This is a genomic window from Oerskovia sp. NPDC060338 (assembly GCF_042726295.1).
Classification (GTDB): Bacteria; Actinomycetota; Actinomycetes; order Actinomycetales; family Cellulomonadaceae; genus Oerskovia; species Oerskovia merdavium.
The window spans coordinates 149,951-171,992 of the sequence record NZ_JBHXCQ010000005.1; the positions used below are offsets into that span (position 1 = coordinate 149,951).

Consider the following 22,042-nt stretch of genomic DNA (forward strand, 5'->3'; position numbering starts at 1 on the left):
CGTCCCGTCCCCGGGGTCGGCGACGTGGACGAGCTGGTGCGAGGCCTCCGGGCCGCCGGCGCGGACATCGTCAGCACGACGACGGGCACACCTCGCGCGCTGTCCTCCCGAGGAGACCTCGCGGCCTACCGGATCCTCCAGGAGGCGTTGACCAACGCTGCCAAGCACGCCCCCGGCTCACAGGTCCACGTCGAGCTCACCTGGACCGAGGACCGGCTCGTGGTCGACGTCGTGAACGGCGCCCCCGCGGCCGACGCCCGTACCGGGACCGTCCCGGGCAGCGGGCACGGGCTGATCGGGATGAACGAGCGCGCCACCGCGGCCGGGGGGAGCCTGCGCACCGGCCGCACCCCGGCCGGGGGCTTCCACGTCGTCGCGAACCTGCCCACCACCGACGAGGGCGGGGACGTCTCCACGCCCGGCCCGACCACCCGAGGAACCCCATGACGATCCGTGTCCTCCTGGCCGACGACCAGGCCCTGCTGCGCGGGACCTTTCGCCTGCTGCTCGAGTCCGCACCCGACATGACCGTCGCCGGGGAGGCCGCCGACGGCGCGGAGGCCGTCGCCCTCGCACGCTCCGAGCGCGCCGACGTCGTCCTGATGGACATCCGGATGCCCGGGATGGACGGGATCGACGCCACACGCCGCATCACGGCCGACGAGTCGCTCGCCGGCGTGAAGATCCTGGTCCTGACGACCTTCGAGACCGACGAGCTCGTGGTCGCCGCGCTGCGCGCCGGAGCCAGCGGCTTCATCGGCAAGGGCATCGACCCGTCCGAGCTGCTCGACGCCGTCCGCACCGTCGCGTCGGGCGAGTCCCTCCTGTCGCCCGCCGCGACCACGGCGCTCATCGGCCGGTTCCTCGCGCACGTCCCCGAGCCGGCCCCCGCCACGACGCGCCAGGAGACCCAGCTCACCGCCCGCGAGGAGGAGATCACGGCGCTCGTCGGTCGAGGCATGTCGAACCTCGAGATCGCCGCACAGCTCTTCATCAGCCCGGCCACGGCCAAGACGCACATCAACCGCGCCATGATGAAGACCGGCTCGCGCGACCGGGCCCAGCTCGTCGTGTTCGCCTACGAGACCGGGCTCACGACACCCGGGCAGGGCTGACGGGGCGGTCTGCACGCTTGCGGACCGCGAGCGAGACCACTGCTGCAAGGGCCAGGAGGGCGGTCGCGACGAGGAAGGTCGTCCGCATCCCGGTCGCGACCGCGGCCGCCGTGGCGTCCTGGACCTCGACCGATCCCGTCGCGGCCGCGAACACCGCCCCCATGACCGAGGCGCCCGCGATGAGGCCGAGGTTGCGCGAGAGGCTCAGGACGCCCGAGACCGTGCCCCGTCGCCGAGCGTCGGCCGTCGTCATGACGGCGGTGTTGTTCGCGGCCAGGAAGAGCTGGTACCCGGGAGTCAGGACCACGAGCGCGAGCACGTAGCCGGGCAGCCCCCAGGCGGGAGGAAGCCCCACGAGCAGCACGGTCCCCGTCGCCATGGTCAGCAGCGCGAGGGTCGTCATGGCGCCCGCGCCCGCACGGTCGACGACCCTGCCGGCGACGACGCCGGTCAGGGCCGAGACGACCGGCCCGACCGCGAGCGTGAGGCCGATCGCGGCCTCGCTCAGCCCCAGACCTCCCGCGAGGTAGAAGGGCCCCACGACCAGGGTGCTCATCATGACGGTCGCGACGAGCACGTTCATGAGCAGGCCGCCGCTCAGTGCACGGGTGCGCAGGAGCCCCCACGGCACGAGGGGGGCAGCCGCCCTGCGCTCGATCACGACGAGCAGCGCGACGAGGACCGCCGCGACCCCGAGCAGGGGTGCGGCGCCGACCTGCGGGACGGCGGCAGGGGTCATCGCGAGAGCGCCGGCCACGAGAGCCCCGGCGAGCACGAGGGCACCGGCGACGTCGAACCTCGCACCGGATCGTGCCGGGGCGGGTGCGTCACCGAGGGTGCGCCAGGTCAGCACGAGAGCGACGCCCGCGAGCGGCAGCATGGCCACGAAGCCCGCCTGCCAGCCCGACACCGCGATCAGCAGCCCGCCACCGGCGGGCCCCAGCGCCGTCCCCGCCGCCGAGGTCGTCCCCAGCAGACCCATGGCCGCCCCGGTGCGCCCCTCGGGCACGACGTCCCGTACGAGCGCGAGGGGGAGCGCGATCATGACCGCGGCGCCGACACCCTGCAGCGAACGGGCCGCGACGAGCACCGCGAGCGTGGGGGCCAGTGCGCAGGCGAGCGTCGCGACCGTGAACACACCGAGGCCCGCGAGGAGCACCCGCTGTCGCTCGAGAGAGTCCCCGAGCCTCCCCACGGCGACCGCGGTCACGGTCATCGACAGCAGGTATGACAGGACGACCCACTGCACCCGTCCGAAGGGCGCTCCGAGCTCGTGCGCGAGCGTGGGCAGCGCGACGTTCGCGACGCTCGTGCCGAGCGAGGCCAGGAGCGTGGCGAGCGCGAGCGCGCCCACGAGGACGGACCGGGAGCGTGGTGCGTGCGGGGTGGGGTTCATACCGCCGAGGCTGCCCGCTGCGACCCGGTCTCGGCAATGGATGTTGCCGGAACTGGGACGCGATGGTGGGATGGCGGGATGGACGACCCCACAGCAGCGATCGGACGCGCGCTCGACCAGGTCGGGCCACGGCTCGGCGCCCTCCGGCGGCGACGCGGGATCACCCTCGCGGCGCTCGCGGACACCACGGGGATCTCGAAGAGCACGCTGTCACGCCTCGAGACCGGGGGGCGCAAGCCGAGCCTCGAGCTCCTCCTGCTGCTCGCCCACGCGTACCGCGTACCGCTCGACGAGCTCGTGCGCGCCCCGGAGACGGGAGACCCCCGCATCCGGCTCACGCCTCGCAGGGTCAACGGCAGGGTCGTCGTGCCCCTGACCCGGCAACCTGCGAGCCAGCACGCCTGGAAGATCCTCGTCCCGCGCAAGGCTGCCGAGCCCGTGCTCACGACGCACGACGGCTACGAGTGGCTGTACGTGCTGACCGGCCGGCTGCGGCTCGTCGTGGGCGACCGGGACCTCGTGCTCGACGCCGGGGAGGTCGCCGAGTTCGACACCCGCACGCCCCACTGGTTCGGCAGCACGGGCCGGGAGGGCGCCGAGGTGCTCAGCCTGTTCGGCCCGCAGGGCGAACGAGCCCACACCCGCACCGACCTCACGTCCGACCTCCCGTCCGACGACGCGGCCCGCGGCGAGGACGCGGCCGGCGTCACCGCCGGACCCCGCCGCGGGCCGGAGACCGTGCCGGAGACCGTGCCGGAGACCGTGCCCGACGCCGACGCCGACGCCGAGGCCCGCGCCCTCCCCGACGCACCGCCCTGACCCGCGCCCCCGGGTCGGGGGAGGGCCGTCAACGCTCGACCGGCACGACCTCCCCGGTCACGGTGTCCGCGCGGAACGCCTGCTCGAAGCGGGCGTCGCCGGCCTGGACCGCGCACTCGACGCGAGCCTCGCCGCGTGCCACGTCGTCCGCGGTCACGGTGTAGGTCGGCGTGAAGTACAGGACGGCCTCACCGGGAGAGAGCCGGACGGCGGGGAAGTCGGCGGGGACGTCGCCGTCGAAGCTCCCGCTCAGCCCAGCGCTGACGGGCACCTCGCCCTGGTGCCGGTAGCGCCCGGTGAACGCGAGGATGTCGCCGGCCCGCAGGCCCGGCGCAGCCGGCCCGTAGTTGGCGTCCTGGGCCTCGCGCGTGCCGAGCACCTGGTCGCCGTCGTACCCCTGCCCGATCTCCTTCCAGGTGTGCACGCCCCAGTCGCCGCCCTCGGCCGAGATGACGTGCGACGCGCCCACGCTGACCCACTGCGCGGGGCGCCCCGGGGTGATCGAGCGCAGCACCATGGTGAACTCGCCGCCGTCGTCGTCCACGAACGTCTCGACGGCCTCCCCGAGGGCTGCGGGAGAGAGCGCCTCGGGCTCGACCCGCGCGAAGACGATCTCGCGGTACCCGTCACGCTCGTAGAGCACCCCGAGGGCCCCGTCGGCGAGCACGGCTCCCGTCGAGTAGGCGCTCGAGCCCGCGCAGATCGTCAGGGCGGGCCGCCAGGTCGCGCCCTCGTCGTGCGACACGCTGAGCACGGTGTTGCGGCGCAGGTCGGCGTCGCGGTTGGTCGTCGCGAGCAGGGGAGCGGCCGGGTCGGTCGGGGCACCGAGCCGCAGGACGCTCCCGTTGTCGCTCGGGTCGGGCAGGTCCGGCACCGGTGTCAGCGGCCCGTAGGTGTGGCCGCCGTCGGTCGAGACGGCCTGCAACCGGCAGCCCTTCGCGCGCGAGCTCAGCAGGATGCGGCCGTCGCTCAGCTCGACGACCTTGTTCTCGTTGGCGCCGGGGCCCGTGGGGTCGCCCAGGGTCCAGGAGTCGCCGTGGTCGTCCGAGTAGGCCGACGCGGCGCGGATCTCGCCGTGCAGGAGCAGGACCATCTGCTGGACCAGCCGGCCCGCGTACGGTCCCGTCTCGAGCTGGATGCCCGCGCCGGCCGCCGCGAACAGTCCCGTGACGCCCTGCGGCTTGAGCGAGGCCGTCACGCGGCGGTGGCTCCACGTCAGGCCGTCGTCGTCGGAGAAGGACAGGTCGACGTGCTGGACGTCGTCCTCGGGCTCGAGGCCCGGGGCAGCCTCGAAGAACCCCGCGTGGGTCCCTGCGGCGTGGAAGCAGAAGACCCGTCCGGTGACCTTGTCGACGAGCAGGCTCGGGTCGCCGAACCCCTGGAGCCCCGTGCCGACGCGCACGTCCTGCTGGGGCTCCCAGGTGCGTCCGTGGTCGAGGCTACGGCGGACCAGGAGGTCGATCGTGTTCGGCAGGTCGTCGAGGTTGGGGCGCCCGTCGTAGGCCGCGAGGACGGTTCCTCGCGTGGTGACGGCGAGGGCGGGGATGCGGTACTGGCGGTGGCCGCCGACGCCGCGGGCGGCCAGCACCTGATGGGTGAGTTCGTGGGGGTTCGTGCGCATCACCCAGTTCTACCCCGTCTCGACCCCGTCGGAGGGTCGGTCCCACGCCGAGGAGACCAGCGCCGCGTCGTCCCGGCCTGCCCGACGACGTCGCGGACCTTCGCGCGGAAGGGGCGCGACGCCGTCGGGCAGGGGAGGTCAGGCGCTCCGCCGGGTCTCGCGCGCCGGCGACCACGGGACGGCCCTGCCCGCAGCGAGCGAGGCCGGGACCGACAGGACGCGCTGGTTGGTGCTCCCGCGGAACGGGAGCGTGAGGTCGCGGCGCGCGATCTCGAACCGGCCGTCGACCAGGACGTCGAGACCTGCGAGGAGGTCCCGCTTGTCCTGCGAGCCTCCGCGCAGCTCCTCGAGCGTGAACCCGCTCCAGCACCACACGTCCTTGGACCGGCCGAACCGCTCACGCACGCGACGCACGAGCCGCAGGCACACGCCCGTGTTGAGGAACGGCTCGCCGCCGAGCAGCGACAGGCCCTGCACCGACTCGTGCGCGAGGTCCGCCAGGATGCGGTCCTCGAGCTCGTCGGTGTACGCGGAGCCGTAGCGAAAGCTCCAGGTCGCCTCGTTGAAGCAGCCCTCGCACGCGAACAGGCACCCGCTCACGTAGAGGCTGCAGCGCACGCCCTCGCCGTCGACGAACACGAACGGCTTGTAGTCCGCGACGTAGCCCTGGCTGAAGCGCTCCGAGCGCCAGCCCGGCTGCGGCTCCCGCGGCACGACGGCCTCAGGCTTCCGCAGGGCCCGTGGGGGCCGCGTGCGTCGCGCCGCGAACCACCCCGGCGACGCCGACCTCGCCGAGGCTCACGGGTCCGGCCATGTGCTTGACGCGCGAGGAGATCTCGACGTGCCGGCCGTGCACCATGGGCCGCTGCTGCGGGTTGCCCAGGTACCCGCACGTGCGCTTGACGACGTCGCACGTCCGCGGGTCGGAGTTCCCACAGCCCGGGCACGCGAAGCCGCGCGCGGTCGGCGTGAAGTCGCCCGCGTAGCCGCACGCGTAGCAGCGGTCGATCGGGGTGTTCGTGCCCAGGTACCCCACGCGGTCGTAGGCGTAGTCCCACACGGCCTCGAGCGCCTTGGGGTTCTGCTGGAGCACGGGGTACTCGCAGTAGTGGATGAACCCACCCGACGCGTACTGCGGGTAGTCCATCTCGAAGTCGAGCTTCTCGAACGGCGTCGGGTCCTTGCGCACGTCGTAGTGGAAGCTGTTGGTGTAGTACTCCTTGTCGGTGATGTCCGCGACCTCGCCGAACTTCTCGCGGTCCATGCGGGCGAACCGGTCCGTCAGGCTCTCGCTCGGCGTCGAGTACACGCTGAAGTGGTAGCCGTGCTCGGCCGTCCAGGCCCGGGTGTGCGCGTGCAGCTCGCGCAGCACCCGCAGCGTGAGCTCCTTGGCCTCGGGGTCCTGCTCCCAGGCGCCCCCGTAGAAGGCCGCGGCGACCTCGTACAACCCGATGTACCCGAGCGAGACCGTCGCGCGCCCCGCGCGGAAGAGCTGGTCGACGTCGTCCTCGGGCGCGAGACGTTCGCCGAACGCTCCGTGCACGTACAGGATCGGGGCGTTGCCCGGCACGGCCTGCTTGCAGCGCTCGATCCGGTACACCAGCGCGTCGCGCACCGTGACGAGCCGCTCCTCGAGCAGCGCCCAGAACGCCTCCTGGCTGCCCTGGGCCTCGAGGGCGATGCGCGGCAGGTTGAGCGTCACGACGCCGAGGTTCATGCGGCCCTCGACGACGTCGTTCCCGTCCTCGTCCTGCCAGCCCTGCAGGAACGAGCGGCAGCCCATGGGCATCTTGAAGCTGCCCGTGAGCTCGACGATCTTGTCGTAGCTCAGCACGTCGGGGTACATGCGCTTGGTCGCGCACTCGACCGCGAGCTCCTTGATGTCGTAGTTCTCGTCCCCCGGTTCCAGGTTGAGGCCGCGCCGCAACGTGTAGATGAGCTTGGGGAAGATCGCGGTGCGCCCCTCGGCACCCAGCCCCTTGAGCCGGATCTGCAGGATCGCGCGCTGGATCTCGCGCTCGAGCCAGCCCGTGCCGAGCCCGAACCCGACCGAGGTGAACGGCGTCTGCCCGTTGGACGTGAAGAGCGTGTTGATCTCGTACTCGAGGCTCTGCATCGCGTCGTAGATGTCCTTGGACGTCTTGGCCCGGGCGTACGCGTCGTGCGCCGAGGCGTCCGGGATCCAGCGCTCGGCCTCGACGAGGTGCTTGGCGTGGTTCAGCGCGGCGTAGGGGGCCAGGAGCTCGTCGATCCGGTTGACCGAGCACCCGCCGTACTGGCTCGAGGCGACGTTCGCGATGATCTGCGTGATCTGCGCGGCCGCGGTCTGGATCGAGCGGGGCGGCTCGACCTGCGCGTTGCCGATGCGGAAACCCTCGGACAGCATGGTCCGGAAGTCGATCAGGCAGCAGTTCGTCATGGGCGCGTAGGGGTGGTAGTCGAGGTCGTGGTAGTGGATGTCGCCCTTCTGGTGCGCGTTGGCCACGTGCGGCGGCAGCATGCGCAGGCCGACCGCCTTGCCCACGGCCCCGGCCGTCAGGTCGCGCTGGGTGTTGAAGACGTCCGAGTCCTTGTTCGCGTTCTCGTAGACGACCGCCGAGTCCTTGCTGATGAGGCCGACGATCGAGTGGTTGAGGTCGGTCGACCTGCTGCGCGCGAAGTCCCGCTGGACCCGGTAGTCGATGTAGGCGCGGGCCACGTCGTACTCGCGCGACTCGAGGAGCTCGTGCTCGACCACGGCCTGGATCTCGTAGATCTGGACGACGTCGGCGAAGCGCACCGAGATCTCCGCGACCACCCGCTCGAGCACGCCGTCGAGGGTCTGCTCGACGAGGGGCGAGAGGTCGCCGTGGACGTCCTCGTAGGCCTTGCGGAGCGCTGCCCGGATGCGGGCGTCGTCGAAGGGGAGCCGACGTCCGTCCCTCTTGAGCACCGTCAGGGACGTCGCCTCCTGTGACGCGACGTCCTCGTCCTGCGCGACCTCGACCGGGCTCATGTGCGACCACAACCTCTCGACGGACGCCTCGGGCCGGCACGATCTCACCGGCGCGCCGAGACGCAGTTGGAACTAGATGTAGTAGCAATTACACCCATGTAAGCCCACATGTAGTGGCCAATCCCGGGCGAGCCGGGACCTTCCTCCCTGAGGTCGGGACGTTGGTCACCCGCGTCGTCGGACCAAGGGCCCGCCTGTCGGGTGCGCCGGGCGGCGGTGGCGCAGGGGTCCCCAGGCGTCGCGCGGGAGTCGCGCGTCGTCCGGGTGTCGAGCCCGTCGGAAGCCTGGTAGACCGGCAGGAACGGCACGGGCAGGGCCCGCGCACCGCTCGTGACGAAGGAGCGTGGACATGACGCGTCGACACGTCTCGTGGGTGGGGGAGGACGACCCGGACCGCGTGGACACCGCGGTCCTCTCGCTCGGCGCGGACCGGTTCGAGTGCCTCGGCACGTCACGCGGCCCGACCTACGTGACGGCCTGGTCCCTGACCACCGGGCCGCACTGGGTCACGCGCCGGCTCGAGGTGACGGTGCGGGGGCAGGGCTGGTCCCGGGACCTCCAGCTCGAGCGGGCGGGGTCAGGGGAGTGGGGCGCGGAGGTCTCGCACTCCGGTGCGGCCCCGGTCGACCTCGCGACCCCCGGCCTCGAGGACCCTGCGGCGCTCGCGGGCGCGCTCGACTGCGACCTCGCGCTGTGCCCCGTGACGAACTCCATGCCGATCCTGCGTCTGGGGCTCCTGGGTGCGCAGGCTCGCGCGGCCACCGCGTTGACCATGGCCTGGGTCGACGTCCCCTCGCTCCGCGTCGTGCGCAGCGAGCAGGTGTACGCGGCCGGCGCCCCGTACGACCCGGCGGTCGGGCGCGGGGTCGTCACCTACACGAGCGCCACACGAGACTTCACGGCCGACCTCACGGTCGACGCCGACGGCCTCGTGATCGACTACCCGCGTCTTGCGCGCCGCAGCTGAGCGGCCTCGAGCGCGTGGGTGCTCGTCGCCCGGCCAGAGCCTGTGCTGCCTACAGTGGGAACGGTCGGATCGCACCCACCTGGAGGAGCTCATGGACGAGGCGACGCACGACCGGGAGCTGATCGAGCCGCCCGTCGCGGGGGACGAGGTCGCGACGCTCCTCGGCTCGCTCGAGCGTCAGCGGGCGACGTTCGCCTGGAAGGTCGGCGGGCTCGACGCCGAGGACCTCGGGGTCAGGGTCGCGTCCTCGGCCATCACGCTCGGCGGTCTTCTCAAGCATCTCGCGTTCGCCGAGGAGCTCTGGTTCTCGACCATGCTCCACGGCAGGGCGCCGGGCGAGCCCTGGGACACGGTCGACTGGGACCTGTCCCCGGAGTGGCCCTGGACCTCTGCGGCGCACGACAGCCCGCAGTATCTCTACGAGCTGTGGCGCACGGCGGTCGTCCAGGCGCGCGCGGCGGTCGACGAGGCGCTGGCCGACGGCGGGCTGGACCGTCGGCTCGTCTGGCAGCCAGGGAACGACGGCGAGAGGTCGAGCCTGCGTCGTGTCCTGGTCGACCTCATCGAGGAGTACGCCCGGCACGTCGGGCACGCCGACCTGATCCGCGAGTCGATCGACGGCCTGGTCGGGGAGGATCCCCCCGGGGCGCCCGAGCTGTACCCACCGCGATGAGCGCGCCGGGTCGCCCCGGCGCCTTCGCCTCGCAGCCGCCTGGTTCTTCCGCGCGTGTTGCCCGCGCCTGCGGCGCGGTGCCCGACGCGGAGGTCTCGTAGGCCATCACGACGGCCACGCCGGCTCCGCAGAGCGCGAACCCGACGAGGGTGACGACCGTGAGCTGCTCGCCGAGGAGCACCGCACCCCCGGTGGCCGTCGCCGGTGCGATCAGGAAGAGGAGCGCGTTGAGCGCCGTGACGCCCACCCGGCGCAGCAGCCACCAGTAGAGACCGTAGGCGGCCAGCGTGGGGACCGCGGCCGCGAAGCCGGCCGCGAGCCAGAACGTCGCCGACGGGGGCGGCACGAGCGTCCCCGTCGCCGCAGCGACCACGACGAGCGCTGCGGCCGTCACGACGACGTGCACGGTCAGCGTCGTGAGCACTCCGGCCTGCGCGTCCGACCGACGCTGGAGGAAGGTGGCGACGATCAGGCACGACATGGCGAGAAGGGACAGGAGGTAGGCCGACGGGTGTGCCGAGGCACCCTCGAGCTGCGAACGCACGACCAGCAGCACCCCCAGGGCGCCGACGGCCAGCCCGGCCCACTGTGCTCCACGCACCTGGAGACCCAGCAGCGGGCCCACGAGCACCGCGACCACGAGCGGCTGCACGGCGTCGATCAGCGCGACGGTGCCCGTGGCGATGCCGGCCCCTATGGCGGCGTAGACGAAGACGCAGTAGCCGAACTGGGCGAACAGGCCGATGACGGCCTGGCGTCGGAGCACTGCCGCGCCGGCGCTGCGGGTGAGGCCGCGGGCGAGGGCCAGGGCGAGCAGCACGGCCGCCAGGGGGACGAACCGCCAGACGAGCAACGTGAACGGTGAGACCTCGACGACGGCGAAGGCCGGGACGAGGAACCCCGAGCTCCAGGTCGCCACGAAGGCGACCGCTGCCAGGAGTGTCACCCCGCGATGTAGTAGACCGATCTGTTTACTCATGCGGCGACTATACAGATTGGTATAGTCGACGTCATGCCGGTCCCCGAGCTCACCCCCCTGACACCAGGCGCCCGCCGTGTTCTCGACGCCGCGTCGCGCCTGTTCTACGAACGCGGCATCCACTCGGTCGGGGTCGACACGATCGCCAAGTCCGCAGGGGTGACCAAGAAGACGCTGTACGACCGGTTCGGTTCCAAGGAAGCGCTCGTCGTCGCGTACCTCCAGCACAGGGACGCCAGGTGGCGGGACCACGTCGAGGCCCACCTGGCACGGGTGCCCGCACCGGGCGTCGAGCGCGTGCTGACGGTCTTCGACGCGGCCATCTCCTGGTCCGACGCGAACAGCCCCAAGGGCTGCAGCGCCATCAACGCGCGGGCCGAGGTCGGGGACGGGCACGACGGGAACCCGGTGTTCGGCGAGGTGTCGCGCCAGAAGGCATGGCTGCTCGGGCTGTTCGACGAGCTGTGCCGGCAGGCCGGGATGCAGGACGCCTCGTCGCTGGCGAGGGCGATGATGCTGCTCTACGAGGGTGCGATCGTCACGGTCGGGATGGAGACCTTCACCCACCCGTTCGAGAGGGCACGCGCCGTCGCGCGTGTCCTGCTCGAGTCCCAGCCACCTCTGCGGGAGCCCGCCTCCACGACGTAGCCCCCTGTCCGGCGGGCAGGTCCGCGACAGGCTCTCCGGGCCCGCGCGTCGTCGGTGGGTGCTCCCTGCGCGGTCAGCTCCCGTCGCGCAGGTCGCTCGGCGCGGCGTCGTCCAGGACGATCCGGTCGAAGACCGCGGTGCACGCCTCGCCCATGGGCGCCTGCGCGAGGAACCCGATGCTGACAGGCAGGTCGGTGTAGAGGCGGAAGAGGCGGACGAACTCCCAGGCCTCGCCGTCGCGCGAGGCGTGGAAGGCCCACCCGGGCCCGGTGCGGACGATCCGCAGGTGGACCGACTCGTCGTCGACGTCCCACGAGTTGCAGTCGTCGGTGTACTCGTTCGTGACGGTCGAGACGACCATGGCCCGCCCCTGGGGCGACTGCTCGAAGCAGAGCTTGGCCCAGTGCGCCTCGTCGGCCCACAGGACCAGGGCGCCCGCGTCGAACGTCGTGCGCTCCGACGGCACCCGGACCCGCGCGGACAGCGCCAGCTCGGCGGGAGCGTCGAACACCAGGGCCGGGGCCGCGTGCTGGGGCGGCGCACCCAGGGCGTCGTCGGTCCAGTCGGTGCCGGCCGGGGCCGTCAGGGTCACGGCGTCACCGTCGACCTGACCTGCGCCTTCGTGGGACAACCAGTGCAGCGGGGGGAGGGAGATCTTCGTCACGCGCACACCCTACCCAGACCGCACCGCCGCGAACCCACGACAGGCGACCTGGGGCGCGACGCCGTCGGGCGAGCGGGCCCTTCCCGGCCCAGACCCCGGGAGGAGCCCTACCGGTACCCGGACCACCCGGGCCTCCCGGGTGCGGCCCGGCCCGGAGCATCGTGGACTGGAGGCGACGCCCGCCGGGGCGCCGCGCCGGGCAGCGTCCCGGACCCGCACGCACGACGAGGAGAACACCCATGGCTCCCAGCGACGCCGCCCGTGCCCAGCGCGACGAGCTCTTCCCAGGACGGGTCTCGACGCTCGCGTTCACCGACCCCGAGCTCGTCGAGCACTTCGAGGACCTCGCGTTCGACGAGGTCCTGCGCGACAGCCGCCTCGCACCGAGGACCCGGCTCATGGTCCAGCTCGCGGCCCTGGTCGCGTGCCAGGGGGCCGCGGAGTACCGGGCCATGCTCGGCGCGGCGCTCGCGGTCGGCGTCACGCCCGTCGAGGTCAAGGAGATCGTCTACCAGTGCGTGCCGTACGTGGGCATGGCCAAGGTCCTCGACGCCCTGCACGTCACGAACGAGGTCCTGGTCGAGCACGGCGTCGAGCTCCCGCTGCCGGGCCAGTCGACGACGACCCCGCACGACCGGGCCACCAAGGGGCTGGCCGTCCAGCGGGAGATCGTGGGTGCCGACGTCGTCGAGTCGCTGTACGTGAACGCGCCCGCGGACCAGGTGCACGTCCAGCGCCTGCTGTCCGCGAACTGCTTCGGCGACCACTACACGCGCACGGGGCTCGACCTGCCCACGCGCGAGCTCCTCACGTTCGCGATGCTCGTCGCGCTCGGTGGCTGCGACCCGCAGGTGCGCGGGCACGTGGCCGCGAACGGCAACGTCGGCAACGGACGGGAGGTCCTCGTGGACGTGGTCACCCAGCTCGTGCCGTACATCGGCTACCCGCGCGCGCTCAACGGGCTCAGAGCGGTCGACGACGTCGCACCTGCGGGGTGAGGGGCCCGCCCGGACGCGGGCGTGAGCGCGAGGGCGCGTCGTCCCGACCGGGCGGCGGCCCACGGCGGACCTGCCCGGACGCGGCGCTAGGACGAGAGCGGCTCGAGACGGAAGGTCGCGGCGGCCCCTGCGGTCCCGGTCACGGTGCCGACGATCTCCGGACCGTGCCGGTCGTACTTGGCGTGGTAGGCCGCGTCGACGGCCGGGTGCACGGTGCCCGGAGGTTCGACGAACGCCACGTCCTTCTCGACCCCTCCGGCGCGGACGCGGCCTCGCGGGTCGGCGAGGGCACGGCGGAACCACCCGTTCTCACGGCCGTAGGCCGAGCGCACGTAGATCTCGTCGCCCACACGCACGACCCAGATCGTCACGTACGGCCGCAGCGTCCCGTCGGGCCGCCTCGAGGAGACCTGCAGCTCCTCGGCCCGGCCGATCCTGTCCAGCTCGTCGGTGGTCCAGGCCGTCGTCGGTCCTGTCATGGTGGTCGCTCCTCGCGTCGGTCGGTGTCGGCTCGCATCGAGGCCTGGGCCGGAGCCCGGACGGTCCGCACGTCTCGAACATACGGCCGGACCGGCTCGCGTGGGAGGTCGTGCCGGTACCGGTACCCGAGCGGCACAGGGTCGTGCGCCGACCCGTCCGGCCGTGCACGCACCGCGCGGACCGGGGCTCCATGCTCGACCGTCTCCGGTGGAGAACCCGGTCGTCCCGGAGACGGACGGGCCCCGGCCTTGCCACCCCTCGACCGCGGCAGCAGACTCGACCGATGGAGAGCACCCAGACCGCGGCGGCGTCCGAGCCGTCCGACGCCGTGAACGCGCCCGACCACAAGGCGACCCTGCAGCGGTACCTCCAGGCAGCGCGCGACGCGCTCCTCTGGAAGCTCGACGGCCTCGACGAACGGGCGGCCCGATGGCCGTCGACCCCGACGGGGACGAACCTGCTCGGCCTCGTCAGGCACGCCGCCGGGGTGGAGATCGACTACTTCGGTCGCACGTTCGGGCGGGCGTGGCCCACGCCGGAGGAGGTCGCGTGGGCCGCCGAGGACGCCGAGGACAACGCCGACATGTGGGCGACCGCCGAGGATTCCACCGACTCGGTCGTGGACCTCTACCGGAGGGTCTGGACGTTCGCGGACGAGACGATCGCGGCTCTCGACCTCGACGCGCTCGGCCGCGTCCCGTGGTGGCCTGCCGAGATCGCCGACGTCACGTTGTTCCAGGTCATGGTGCACGTCACGAGCGACCTGACCCGTCACGCGGGACACGCCGACATCCTGCGCGAGCTCACCGACGGGAGCGCGGGGCTCAGGGCGGACGGCGACAACCTCCCACCGCTGTCGGACCAGGAATGGTCTGCGTACGTCGAGCGGTTGCGCGGGGTCGCGGAGGAGGCTCAGCGCCGCGCGGACGTGCGTCCCACCTGACCGGAGCGCCCGGTGGAGCCGACGACGTCACGCACGTGACGCCGTCGGGCTCCCTCGGTCCTGGGGTGGGACGGGAGCGCCCGCGGACTCGGGCCGCCCGGCCTCCCGACGGGAGGTAGCGGTCCGCACGGTTGCCCACACGACCAGCCCCAGGCCCGCTCCGAGCACCGGGTAGGTCGCGGCGAGACGGGCGAGCGAGAAGACGGTCACCGCCTGGTCGGTCGCGAGCAGGCGCACGACCGCTCCGAGCGCCCCCACCACGGCGCCGGCCGCCACGGCCAGGACCGCGGAGCGCAGGTGCTGCCGCGCTGCGACGGGCCGAGCGGTCCGCCACCAGCGCACGACGAGGGCCGCGAGGGCGACGAACCCGAGGAACGAGCTCCCGTGCTGGAGGTACTTGTACGCCGCGACCCCGGCGACCGGGGTCCGCAGGACGTCCCAGGTCTGGACAGCGGTCCCGCGCAGGTGCGTGAAGTCGTCCCAGAGGACGTGGGTGAGCGTCCCCGCCACGGCGAACCCGGCGACGGCGGCCGCGATCGCGAGGGGGCGAGCGGTCCGGGTCGACACGTCGGGGGAGAGGGGTGTCCGGCGAGGCAGCGCGGCGAGGTAGGGCCCGCGGACCACGAGGACCCACAGGGCCGTGAAGGCCACGGTGAGGGCGAGGTCGACGGTCACGACGCCCAGCAGACGGTGCGTGGGGTGGGCCAGCTCGTCGGTACCGGGCCATAGCACGTCGAGGAACAGGGGAGCGTCCGGGACCATCGCGCCGATCGTGAACGCCGGCAGCGCCCAGAGGAGGAGGGCGGGGGAGAGCGCGCGACGCGCCCGCCTGCCGGCGAGGGGGAGGGCGACGAGGGCGTGGACGGGGGTGTAGGGCACGGGCGACATGATGCCCGCTCGGCGGGCCGAGGCGGGCGGGGCGACGCCAGGGAGCGGAGCACTCGGGGTCGGACATCTCACACTTTGCGGACATCGCCGTCTCCTTGTTCAAAATAGTGTGCCAAGCGCCTACCTCGTTCGACCCGACCTCACCCGTGCGACTCACCGACCAGCCCGGAGGGGAGGGGGGCACGGGGTGATCCTGAGCTCGTCCGGCGTGTCTTCGCCAGGAAGGATCCGCAGGGCGGCGGTAGTTTGCCGAGTGGTGAGGCACGAGCCTCACCGCACGACGTGACGCGAGGAGCCGAACATGGGTATCGACGAGGCGAAGGACAAGGCTGCGGCCGCTGCCGGCGAGGCCAAGGAGGGTCTGGGGGGTCTGCTCGACAAGGCCAAGGAGTTCCTGACCGACGACAAGATCGACGACGTCGCGGAGAAGATCAAGGGAATCGCGCCCGACTCGGTCGACGGCCACGTCGACGCCCTGGCCGAGAAGGCCAAGAAGGCCAACGACTGACCGGTCGAGATACGCACTCCACCGGCCGAGGTCGGTAACATCGAGGGGCGCCGCCGTCTGGCGGCGCCCTTTCGAATGCCCTGTTGAGCTGCTAGGAGCGCGCACTGTGTCAGACGTCGTATCGTCACCTTTGTCCATCACTCTCGACGGAGAACGGACCACGGTGGAGACGGGGGCGACCGGTGCGGACCTGTTCTCGGGCCGCCGTGAGGTCGTCGTCCTCCGCGTGAACGGTGAGCTCAAGGACCTCGACACCCCGGTCGCCGAGGGCGACGAGGTCGAGGGCGTGACCATCGACTCGCCCGACGGTCTCGACGTGCTGCGCCACTCGGCCGCGCACGTCCTGGCCCAGGCCGTGCAGCAGGTCAACCCCGACGCCAAGCTCGGCATCGGCCCGCCCGTCCGTGACGGCTTCTACTACGACTTCGACGTCGAGACCCCGTTCACGCCCGAGGACCTCAAGGCTCTCGACAAGGTCATGGCACGCATCATCAAGGACGGGCAGACGTTCAAGCGCCGCGTCGTGACCGACGACGAGGCCCGCGCCGAGCTCGCGAACGAGCCGTACAAGCTCGAGCTGATCGGCCTCAAGGGCTCCGGCTCCGCCGACGACGCAGCAGGGGAGGGCGTGTCGGTCGAGGTCGGTGCCGGCGAGCTCACCATCTACGACAACGTCCGTCGCGACGGCACGGTGGCCTGGAAGGACCTGTGCCGCGGCCCGCACCTGCCCAGCACGCGTCTGATCGGCAACGGCTTCCAGCTCATGCGCAGCGCGGCCGCCTACTGGCGCGGCAGCGAGAAGAACCCGCAGCTCCAGCGCGTGTACGGCACGGCCTGGCCCACCAAGGACGAGCTGCGCGCCTACACGGAGCGCCTCGCCGAGGCCGAGCGTCGTGACCACCGCCGCATCGGTGCCGAGATGGACCTGTTCTCGTTCAACGACCAGGTCGGCTCGGCCCTGCCGCTGTTCCACCCGAAGGGCGGCGTGATCAAGCGGGTCATGGAGGACTACGTCCGCCAGCGCCACATCGAGGAGGGGTTCTCCTACGTCGGCACCCCGCACATCACCAAGGAAGAGCTCTTCTTCACCTCCGGCCACCTGCCGTACTACGCGGACACGATGTTCCCGGCGCTCGACCTCGAGGAGGTCGGTGACCACGGGCGCTATCGCCTCAAGGCGATGAACTGCCCCATGCACAACCTGATCTTCTCGAGCCGCGGGCGCTCGTACCGCGAGCTGCCGATCCGGTTGTTCGAGTTCGGCACCGTGTACCGGTACGAGAAGTCCGGCGTGGTCCAGGGCCTGACGCGTGTGCGCGGCCTGACCCAGGACGACTCGCACTCCTACGTCACGCCAGAGCAGGCCCCGGACGAGGTCAAGCACCTGCTGAACTTCATGCTGTCGGTGCTCACCGACTTCGGCCTCGACGACTTCTACCTGGAGTTGTCGACGCGGGACGACTCCAAGCCCGACAAGTTCGTCGGCACCGACGAGGACTGGGCCAAGGCCACCGCTGTGCTGGAGAAGGTCGCTGTCGAGTCGGGTCTCGAGCTCGTGGCGGACCCGGGCGGCGCTGCCTTCTACGGCCCCAAGATCTCGGTCCAGGCCAAGGACGCCATCGGCCGCACGTGGCAGATGGGCACGGTGCAGTACGACTTCAACCAGCCGAAGGGCTTCGGCCTGGAGTACACGGCGGCAGACGGTACCAAGCAGCAGCCGGTGATGATCCACTCGGCCAAGTTCGGCTCGATCGAGCGGTTCATGGGTGTGCTCATCGAGCACTATGCGGGGCTCTTCCCGGCCTGGCTGGCGCCCGTCCAGGTGCTCGCCGTCCCGGTGGCCGAGGCGTTCGACGACTACCTCAAGGACGTCGTCGCCGAGCTCAAGGCCCGCGGCATCCGCGCCGAGCTCGACCTTTCCGACGACCGGTTCGCCAAGAAGATCCGCAACGCGTCCAAGGAGAAGGTGCCCTTCGTGCTCATCGCCGGTGGCGAGGACGTCGAGGCCGGTGCGGTCTCGTTCCGCTACCGCGACGGGCGCCAGGACAACGGCGTGCCCGTGGCCGAGGCCATCGAGCGGATCGTGTCTGCGGTCCGCGAGCGCAGCCAGGTCTGACGCGTGACGTCGGACGGCGCAGGGACGGGGTACTCCGTGGAGGGTCCGCAGGGGCACCCACGGTTCGACGACGGGATGGACCGATTGTGGACGCCGCACCGGATGGTCTACATCGGCGGTCAGGACAAGCCGGTCGACGACCGGTCGTCGTCGTGCCCCTTCTGCCGGATCCCTGCGCTGTCCGACGAGGACGGGTTGATCGTGGCGCGCGGCACGTGGTGCTTCGTGGTGCTCAACCTGTACCCGTACAACCCGGGCCACCTGATGGTGTGCCCGTACCGGCACGTGTCGGACTACACCGAGCTCACCTCGGAGGAGACCGACGAGCTGGCGCGGCTGTCGCAGCAGGCGATGCGGGTGACGCGTGCGGTGTCAGGTCCTGACGGCTTCAACCTGGGCATGAACCAGGGTGCGGTCGCAGGGGCCGGCATCGCGGCGCACCTGCACCAGCACGTGGTGCCGCGCTGGTCGGGGGACGCGAACTTCCTGCCGATCGTGGCGCACACCAAGGCCGTGCCGGAGCTGTTGGGGGACACCCGTGCACGGCTCACGGCGGCCTGGGAGGCCGGCGCGGTCCACGAGGCACGTCCGACGAACGACGACCCGGCGTCTCCTGCGGCGCCCGCACCCAAGGAGAGCTAGATGTTCGGGCGACTTCGCGCCGTCGTGACGCGCTTGTTCACGCCGGTCGCGGCCTTCCTGCTGCGGATCGGGGTCTCCCCGGACGCGGTGACGATCGTGGGCACGGTGGGCGTGGTGGCCTCCGCGCTGTGGCTGTTCCCGACGGGGCACCTGTTCGCGGGCACCATGGCGATCATGGTCTTCGCGTTCTCGGACGCGCTGGACGGGGTGATGGCCCGCCTGTCGGGGCGCTCGGGGCCGTGGGGGGCGTTCCTGGACTCGACGCTGGACCGTCTGGCCGACGCCGCGATCTTCACGGGGCTGATCGTGTGGTTCGTCCGCACCGAGAACACGTGGGGCATCACGGTGGGGCTCGCGTGCCTGGTCCTGGGGTCGGTGGTCCCGTACGCGCGGGCACGGGCCGAGGGCCTGGGCATGACGGCCGCCGTCGGGATCGCCGAGCGTGCCGACCGTCTGGTCGTGACGCTCGTCGCGGCGGGCCTGGTGGGCCTGGGGCTCCCGGTGACGGTCCTGGTCGTGGTCCTGGGGCTGCTCGCGGCCGCGAGCGCCGTGACGGTGGTGCAGCGCATGGCGACGGTGCGTCGTCAGGCGGTCGCTGCCGGGGCGTCCGAGGGTGGTGCCTGAGGTGGGGGTGAGCGCGGACAAGGCGTTCACGTTCGCGTGGCGCAACGCTCACAAGGTGCCGGAGCCGGTGCTGCGGGGGTTGTTCACGGTGATCGCGGACGTGGCGTGGGCGACGCGCCGCGGTGGTGTGGCGCAGCTGGAGAGGAACTTGGCGCGGGTGCGTCCTGGGTCGGACGCCCGGGGGCTGCGCCGGTTGAGCCGGGCGGGCATGCGTTCGTACATGCGCTACTACCGCGAGGCGTTCACGTTGCCGGCGGCGTCCCCTGCGCAGATCGAGGCGCGCGTGCGCCTGGAGGGGTACGAGAACTGCCTGCGGTTCACCTCGCAGGGGGTGACGCCGGTCCTGGCGCTGGGTCACATGGGCAACTGGGACCTGGCGGGGGCGTATGCGACGCCGCACATCGCTCCGGTGCTGACGGTCGCGGAGCGGCTGAAGCCCGAGGAGCTGTTCCAGGAGTTCTTGGCGTTCCGCAACTCGTTGGGGATCGAGATCCTGGCGTTGGGCGACGGGGACGTGTTCCGGGAGCTGATGCGTGGGGCGCGTGGCCCGGGCAAGCTCATCCCGTTGCTCGCGGACCGTGACCTGACGGCGCGGGGTGTGGAGGTGGACCTGTTCGGCGAGCGGGCCCGGGTCGCGGCGGGGCCGGCGGCGCTGGCGGTCTCGACGGGGGCGCCGTTGCTGACGGCGTCGATCCGGTACGAGCGTCTGACGGGGGTTCGGCGCCGGGCTGCGGGGACCCCGTGGGGGATCGTCATCCGGTTCTTCCCGCCGGTCGCGGTCCCCGAGGGTGTGCCGCGCAGCGAGCGGGTCGCGGCGGTGACGCAGGCGTGGGTCGACCAGCTGGCGGAGGGGATCGCCGCGGACCCGGAGGACTGGCACATGCTGCAGAAGGTTTTCGTGGCGGACCTGGACCCGGACCGGTACGCCCGGACCCGGGCGAAGGACGCGCAGGGCGCGACTGGTGGAGGGGCGGTGGGCTCGGCATGAGCCTGAAGGTCGGGATCGTGTGCCCGTACTCGTTCGACGTGCCGGGTGGGGTGCAGTTCCACATCCGGGACCTGGCGGAGGCGCTGATGGCGCAGGGGCACGAGGTGTCCGTGCTGGCCCCGGCGGACGAGGACACCCCCATCCCGGACTACATCACGTCCGCGGGGCGTGCGGTGCCGGTCAAGTACAACGGGTCGGTGGCGCGGATGACGTTCGGTCCGGTCACGGCGGCGCGGGTGCGCCGGTGGCTGGACGCGGGTCAGTTCGACGTGCTGCACCTGCACGAGCCGGTCACGCCGTCGTTGAGCATGCTGGCGCTGTGGATCGCTCAGGGGCCGATCGTGGCGACGTTCCACACGGCGTTGATCCGCTCGCGCGCGCTGCAGGTGGTCTACCCGTTGGTGCGCCAGAGCCTGGAGAAGATCTCGGCGCGCATCGCGGTCTCGGAGGACGCCCGGCGCACGCTCGTGGAGCACATGGGGGGTGATGCGGTCGTGATCCCCAACGGGGTCTACGTCGACACGTTCGCGGACGCTGCCCCTTCGGCGAAGTGGCAGGGGACCCCGGAGGCGCCGACCATCGCGTTCCTGGGGCGCCTGGACGAGCCGCGCAAGGGCCTGCCGGTCCTGACGGCTGCGATCCCGCGCATCCTCGAGGCCGTCCCGGGGGCCCGGTTCCTGATCGCGGGCCGTGGGGACCAGGGGCGCGCGGACGCGCTCGAGGCGCTCGGTGTGGCCGCGAGCGCCGTGGAGTTCCTGGGGTCGATCTCGGACGAGGAGAAGGCGTCGTTGTTGTCGTCGGTGGACGTGTACATCGCGCCGCAGACGGGTGGGGAGAGCTTCGGGATCGTGCTGGTGGAGGCGATGAGCGCGGGGGCGTGCGTGGTGGCCTCGGACCTTGGTGCGTTCCGGCGGGTGCTGGACGAGGGGCAGGCGGGGGCGTTGTTCCCGGTGGGTGACTCTCGTGCGCTGGCGGACACGGTGCTGCGGGTCCTGGCGGATCCGGCGGGCCGGGAGCGGTACTGCGAGCGGGCGATCTCGTTCGTGCGCCGGTTCGACTGGTCGACGGTGACGGCCGAGGTGCTCGCGGTGTACGAGATGGCGTTGGCGGCCTCGGACGCGGTGATCCCGGTGCACGAGGATCCTGCGTCGTTGCGTGGTGGTCGTCGTCTGGGGCTGTGGCCTCGTCCGGAGCAGGAGAGGAACCCGTCGTGACGTGGTCGGAGATCGCCATCATCGTGGTGGCCGTGGTCCTGGTCGCGGGGTGGGCCCTGTGGGTCGCTGCCTCGCGCCTGGACCGGTTGCACCGCAAGGTCATGGCCTCGCGCCTGGCGCTGGACGCCCAGCTGGAGCGGCGGGCGTCGGCGGCGCTCGACCTGGCGGGGTCGGGGGAGCTGGACCCGGCGAGCTCGGTCCTGGTCGCCGAGGCGGCGTACGAGGTCCTGGACGACGACCTGCGCACGCGTGAGGTCGCGTCGGTGGTGCCGGGGCTGGCGGAGCTCGTGGTCTCGCCGGGGTCGGCTCACGGGCCCGACGGCGTCGCGACGGTCGGGGCGCCTCGCCTCCTGGCGGGGGTGGGTTCTGAGCGGGCGCGCGCGGAGAGCGACCTGTCGGCGACGTTGCGCGCGGCCCTGGAGGACCCGGAGGAGGTGCGGGAGATCCGGTCCTCGCTCCTGGGGGCCGAGCTGCTCGCGGCGCTGGCCGGGGCCTGGTACCGGGCGCAGCTCGCGCGCCGCTTCCACAACGAGGCCGTGGCCCAGACGCAGCGCCTGCGCCGCACGTGGTACGCCCGGGTGTTCTCGTTGGCGGGGCACGCGCCCATGCCGGTCACGGTCGAGCTGGACGACGCCTGGCCGCCCGCCCTCGACCGCAACCCCTGACCGACCGGTCGGGTTCCGGGGCTGCCCGAGGGGTGGGCGCACCTCCGTAGACTGGGTGGTGACGTGCGAGCATGTCGGCGGCGTGAGCGTGACCCCTGC

At 72.2% G+C, this 22,042-nt stretch carries 23 protein-coding genes; 15 read left to right on the forward strand and 8 right to left on the reverse strand.

The annotated features are described in order from the left end of the window. Positions 1 to 24: 24 nt before the first annotated feature. Together ACFWGN_RS08065 and ACFWGN_RS08070 are read left to right on the forward strand one after the other, a co-directional pair. Entirely contained in the window at positions 25 to 447 is a 423-nt protein-coding gene (locus ACFWGN_RS08065; RefSeq protein ID WP_377616434.1) for a sensor histidine kinase, read from the forward strand. After that, a complete protein-coding gene (locus tag ACFWGN_RS08070) occupies positions 444 to 1,115 on the forward strand; it encodes a response regulator (protein WP_377616435.1) in 672 nt (223 codons plus the stop codon). The genes ACFWGN_RS08065 and ACFWGN_RS08070 overlap by 4 nt, the downstream gene beginning before the upstream one ends. Here the strand turns inward: ACFWGN_RS08070 and ACFWGN_RS08075 are convergent. Then, positions 1,093 to 2,511, reverse strand: coding sequence for an MFS transporter (locus ACFWGN_RS08075; RefSeq protein WP_377616436.1), 1,419 nt, complete (start codon positions 2,509 to 2,511; stop codon positions 1,093 to 1,095). The genes ACFWGN_RS08070 and ACFWGN_RS08075 overlap by 23 nt on opposite strands. Positions 2,512 to 2,589: 78 nt before the next feature. Here ACFWGN_RS08075 and ACFWGN_RS08080 point away from each other — a divergent pair, with 78 nt between their 5' ends. Further along, a complete protein-coding gene (locus ACFWGN_RS08080; protein WP_377616437.1) occupies positions 2,590 to 3,330 on the forward strand; it encodes a helix-turn-helix domain-containing protein in 741 nt (246 codons plus the stop codon). Positions 3,331 to 3,358: 28 nt separating this feature from the next. Here ACFWGN_RS08080 and ACFWGN_RS08085 read toward each other — a convergent pair whose 3' ends face one another. The 3 genes from ACFWGN_RS08085 to nrdD form a co-directional block, all read right to left on the reverse strand. Further along, positions 3,359 to 4,951, reverse strand: coding sequence for an exo-alpha-sialidase (locus ACFWGN_RS08085; protein WP_377616438.1), 1,593 nt, complete (start codon positions 4,949 to 4,951; stop codon positions 3,359 to 3,361). Between the two features lie 138 nt (positions 4,952 to 5,089). Next, positions 5,090 to 5,665: an anaerobic ribonucleoside-triphosphate reductase activating protein gene (gene nrdG, locus ACFWGN_RS08090; protein ID WP_377616439.1), complete on the reverse strand. Its 576-nt coding sequence runs from the start codon at positions 5,663 to 5,665 to the stop codon at positions 5,090 to 5,092. Between the two features lie 7 nt (positions 5,666 to 5,672). Next, on the reverse strand, positions 5,673 to 7,946 hold the full coding sequence (gene nrdD / locus ACFWGN_RS08095) for an anaerobic ribonucleoside-triphosphate reductase (protein ID WP_377616440.1): 2,274 nt from the start codon (positions 7,944 to 7,946) through the stop codon (positions 5,673 to 5,675). 349 nt (positions 7,947 to 8,295) lie between these two features. Here nrdD and ACFWGN_RS08100 point away from each other — a divergent pair, with 349 nt between their 5' ends. Together ACFWGN_RS08100 and ACFWGN_RS08105 are read left to right on the forward strand one after the other, a co-directional pair. Beyond that, on the forward strand, positions 8,296 to 8,913 hold the full coding sequence (locus tag ACFWGN_RS08100; RefSeq protein WP_377616441.1) for a putative glycolipid-binding domain-containing protein: 618 nt from the start codon (positions 8,296 to 8,298) through the stop codon (positions 8,911 to 8,913). Between the two features lie 91 nt (positions 8,914 to 9,004). After that, positions 9,005 to 9,586 (forward strand): DinB family protein, encoded by a 582-nt coding sequence (locus ACFWGN_RS08105; protein WP_377616442.1) that lies wholly within the window; start codon positions 9,005 to 9,007, stop codon positions 9,584 to 9,586. On the opposite strand, the gene ACFWGN_RS08110 is transcribed toward ACFWGN_RS08105, so the two are convergent. Further along, positions 9,474 to 10,565: a DMT family transporter gene (locus ACFWGN_RS08110; RefSeq protein WP_377616443.1), complete on the reverse strand. Its 1,092-nt coding sequence runs from the start codon at positions 10,563 to 10,565 to the stop codon at positions 9,474 to 9,476. The genes ACFWGN_RS08105 and ACFWGN_RS08110 overlap by 113 nt on opposite strands. 33 nt (positions 10,566 to 10,598) lie before the next feature. On the opposite strand from ACFWGN_RS08110, the gene ACFWGN_RS08115 reads away from it, so the two are divergent. Continuing rightward, positions 10,599 to 11,213: a TetR/AcrR family transcriptional regulator gene (locus tag ACFWGN_RS08115; RefSeq protein WP_377616444.1), complete on the forward strand. Its 615-nt coding sequence runs from the start codon at positions 10,599 to 10,601 to the stop codon at positions 11,211 to 11,213. 73 nt (positions 11,214 to 11,286) lie between these two features. On the opposite strand, the gene ACFWGN_RS08120 is transcribed toward ACFWGN_RS08115, so the two are convergent. Continuing rightward, positions 11,287 to 11,877, reverse strand: a complete 591-nt coding sequence (locus ACFWGN_RS08120; RefSeq protein ID WP_318244603.1) for a DUF1349 domain-containing protein — start codon at positions 11,875 to 11,877, stop codon at positions 11,287 to 11,289. A gap of 239 nt (positions 11,878 to 12,116) precedes the next feature. Between ACFWGN_RS08120 and ACFWGN_RS08125 the strand changes: the two genes are divergently transcribed. Beyond that, the gene (locus ACFWGN_RS08125) at positions 12,117 to 12,875 is read left to right on the forward strand and encodes a carboxymuconolactone decarboxylase family protein (protein WP_377616445.1); all 759 of its coding nucleotides are present in this window, start codon (positions 12,117 to 12,119) and stop codon (positions 12,873 to 12,875) included. Between the two features lie 86 nt (positions 12,876 to 12,961). Here ACFWGN_RS08125 and ACFWGN_RS08130 read toward each other — a convergent pair whose 3' ends face one another. Further along, positions 12,962 to 13,354, reverse strand: a complete 393-nt coding sequence (locus ACFWGN_RS08130; protein ID WP_377616446.1) for a DUF2255 family protein — start codon at positions 13,352 to 13,354, stop codon at positions 12,962 to 12,964. A gap of 284 nt (positions 13,355 to 13,638) precedes the next feature. Here ACFWGN_RS08130 and ACFWGN_RS08135 point away from each other — a divergent pair, with 284 nt between their 5' ends. Beyond that, complete coding sequence (locus ACFWGN_RS08135) at positions 13,639 to 14,298, forward strand: DinB family protein (RefSeq protein WP_377616447.1); 660 nt, start codon at positions 13,639 to 13,641, stop codon at positions 14,296 to 14,298. Between the two features lie 27 nt (positions 14,299 to 14,325). On the opposite strand, the gene ACFWGN_RS08140 is transcribed toward ACFWGN_RS08135, so the two are convergent. Continuing rightward, entirely contained in the window at positions 14,326 to 15,177 is an 852-nt protein-coding gene (locus ACFWGN_RS08140) for a DUF4184 family protein (RefSeq protein WP_377616448.1), read from the reverse strand. Positions 15,178 to 15,487: 310 nt separating this feature from the next. Here ACFWGN_RS08140 and ACFWGN_RS08145 point away from each other — a divergent pair, with 310 nt between their 5' ends. The 7 genes from ACFWGN_RS08145 (at position 15,488) to ACFWGN_RS08175 (ending at position 21,943) form a co-directional block, all read left to right on the forward strand. Beyond that, positions 15,488 to 15,694, forward strand: a complete 207-nt coding sequence (locus ACFWGN_RS08145; RefSeq protein ID WP_191805100.1) for a hypothetical protein — start codon at positions 15,488 to 15,490, stop codon at positions 15,692 to 15,694. Between the two features lie 136 nt (positions 15,695 to 15,830). Further along, entirely contained in the window at positions 15,831 to 17,810 is a 1,980-nt protein-coding gene (thrS, locus tag ACFWGN_RS08150; RefSeq protein WP_377616532.1) for a threonine--tRNA ligase, read from the forward strand. Between the two features lie 75 nt (positions 17,811 to 17,885). Beyond that, a complete protein-coding gene (locus ACFWGN_RS08155; protein WP_377616449.1) occupies positions 17,886 to 18,452 on the forward strand; it encodes an HIT family protein in 567 nt (188 codons plus the stop codon). After that, positions 18,453 to 19,076, forward strand: a complete 624-nt coding sequence (gene pgsA / locus ACFWGN_RS08160) for a phosphatidylinositol phosphate synthase (protein WP_191804908.1) — start codon at positions 18,453 to 18,455, stop codon at positions 19,074 to 19,076. 1 nt (position 19,077) lies between these two features. After that, complete coding sequence (locus ACFWGN_RS08165; RefSeq protein WP_377616533.1) at positions 19,078 to 20,064, forward strand: phosphatidylinositol mannoside acyltransferase; 987 nt, start codon at positions 19,078 to 19,080, stop codon at positions 20,062 to 20,064. Positions 20,065 to 20,066: 2 nt separating this feature from the next. Continuing rightward, a complete protein-coding gene (locus tag ACFWGN_RS08170) occupies positions 20,067 to 21,278 on the forward strand; it encodes a glycosyltransferase family 4 protein (protein WP_377616534.1) in 1,212 nt (403 codons plus the stop codon). Continuing rightward, on the forward strand, positions 21,275 to 21,943 hold the full coding sequence (locus ACFWGN_RS08175) for a hypothetical protein (RefSeq protein ID WP_191804904.1): 669 nt from the start codon (positions 21,275 to 21,277) through the stop codon (positions 21,941 to 21,943). Before ACFWGN_RS08170 ends, ACFWGN_RS08175 begins: the two co-directional genes overlap by 4 nt. Positions 21,944 to 22,042: the final 99 nt, after the last annotated feature.

Bases quoted from the DNA above. Each gene is read 5' to 3' on its own strand.
- ACFWGN_RS08130 (WP_377616446.1), bottom strand. From the start codon at position 13,354: ATGACAGGACCGACGACGGCCTGGACCACCGACGAGCTGGACAGGATC.
- ACFWGN_RS08080 (WP_377616437.1), top strand. From the start codon at position 2,590: ATGGACGACCCCACAGCAGCGATCGGACGCGCGCTCGACCAGGTCGGG.
- ACFWGN_RS08115 (WP_377616444.1), top strand. From the start codon at position 10,599: ATGCCGGTCCCCGAGCTCACCCCCCTGACACCAGGCGCCCGCCGTGTT.
- ACFWGN_RS08070 (WP_377616435.1), top strand. From the start codon at position 444: ATGACGATCCGTGTCCTCCTGGCCGACGACCAGGCCCTGCTGCGCGGG.
- ACFWGN_RS08075 (WP_377616436.1), bottom strand. From the start codon at position 2,511: ATGAACCCCACCCCGCACGCACCACGCTCCCGGTCCGTCCTCGTGGGC.
- pgsA (WP_191804908.1), top strand. From the start codon at position 18,453: ATGTTCGGGCGACTTCGCGCCGTCGTGACGCGCTTGTTCACGCCGGTC.
- ACFWGN_RS08085 (WP_377616438.1), bottom strand. From the start codon at position 4,951: ATGCGCACGAACCCCCACGAACTCACCCATCAGGTGCTGGCCGCCCGC.
- ACFWGN_RS08125 (WP_377616445.1), top strand. From the start codon at position 12,117: ATGGCTCCCAGCGACGCCGCCCGTGCCCAGCGCGACGAGCTCTTCCCA.
- nrdD (WP_377616440.1), bottom strand. From the start codon at position 7,946: ATGAGCCCGGTCGAGGTCGCGCAGGACGAGGACGTCGCGTCACAGGAG.
- ACFWGN_RS08135 (WP_377616447.1), top strand. From the start codon at position 13,639: ATGGAGAGCACCCAGACCGCGGCGGCGTCCGAGCCGTCCGACGCCGTG.
- ACFWGN_RS08145 (WP_191805100.1), top strand. From the start codon at position 15,488: ATGGGTATCGACGAGGCGAAGGACAAGGCTGCGGCCGCTGCCGGCGAG.
- ACFWGN_RS08155 (WP_377616449.1), top strand. From the start codon at position 17,886: ATGGACCGATTGTGGACGCCGCACCGGATGGTCTACATCGGCGGTCAG.
- ACFWGN_RS08100 (WP_377616441.1), top strand. From the start codon at position 8,296: ATGACGCGTCGACACGTCTCGTGGGTGGGGGAGGACGACCCGGACCGC.
- ACFWGN_RS08110 (WP_377616443.1), bottom strand. From the start codon at position 10,565: ATGAGTAAACAGATCGGTCTACTACATCGCGGGGTGACACTCCTGGCA.
- ACFWGN_RS08105 (WP_377616442.1), top strand. From the start codon at position 9,005: ATGGACGAGGCGACGCACGACCGGGAGCTGATCGAGCCGCCCGTCGCG.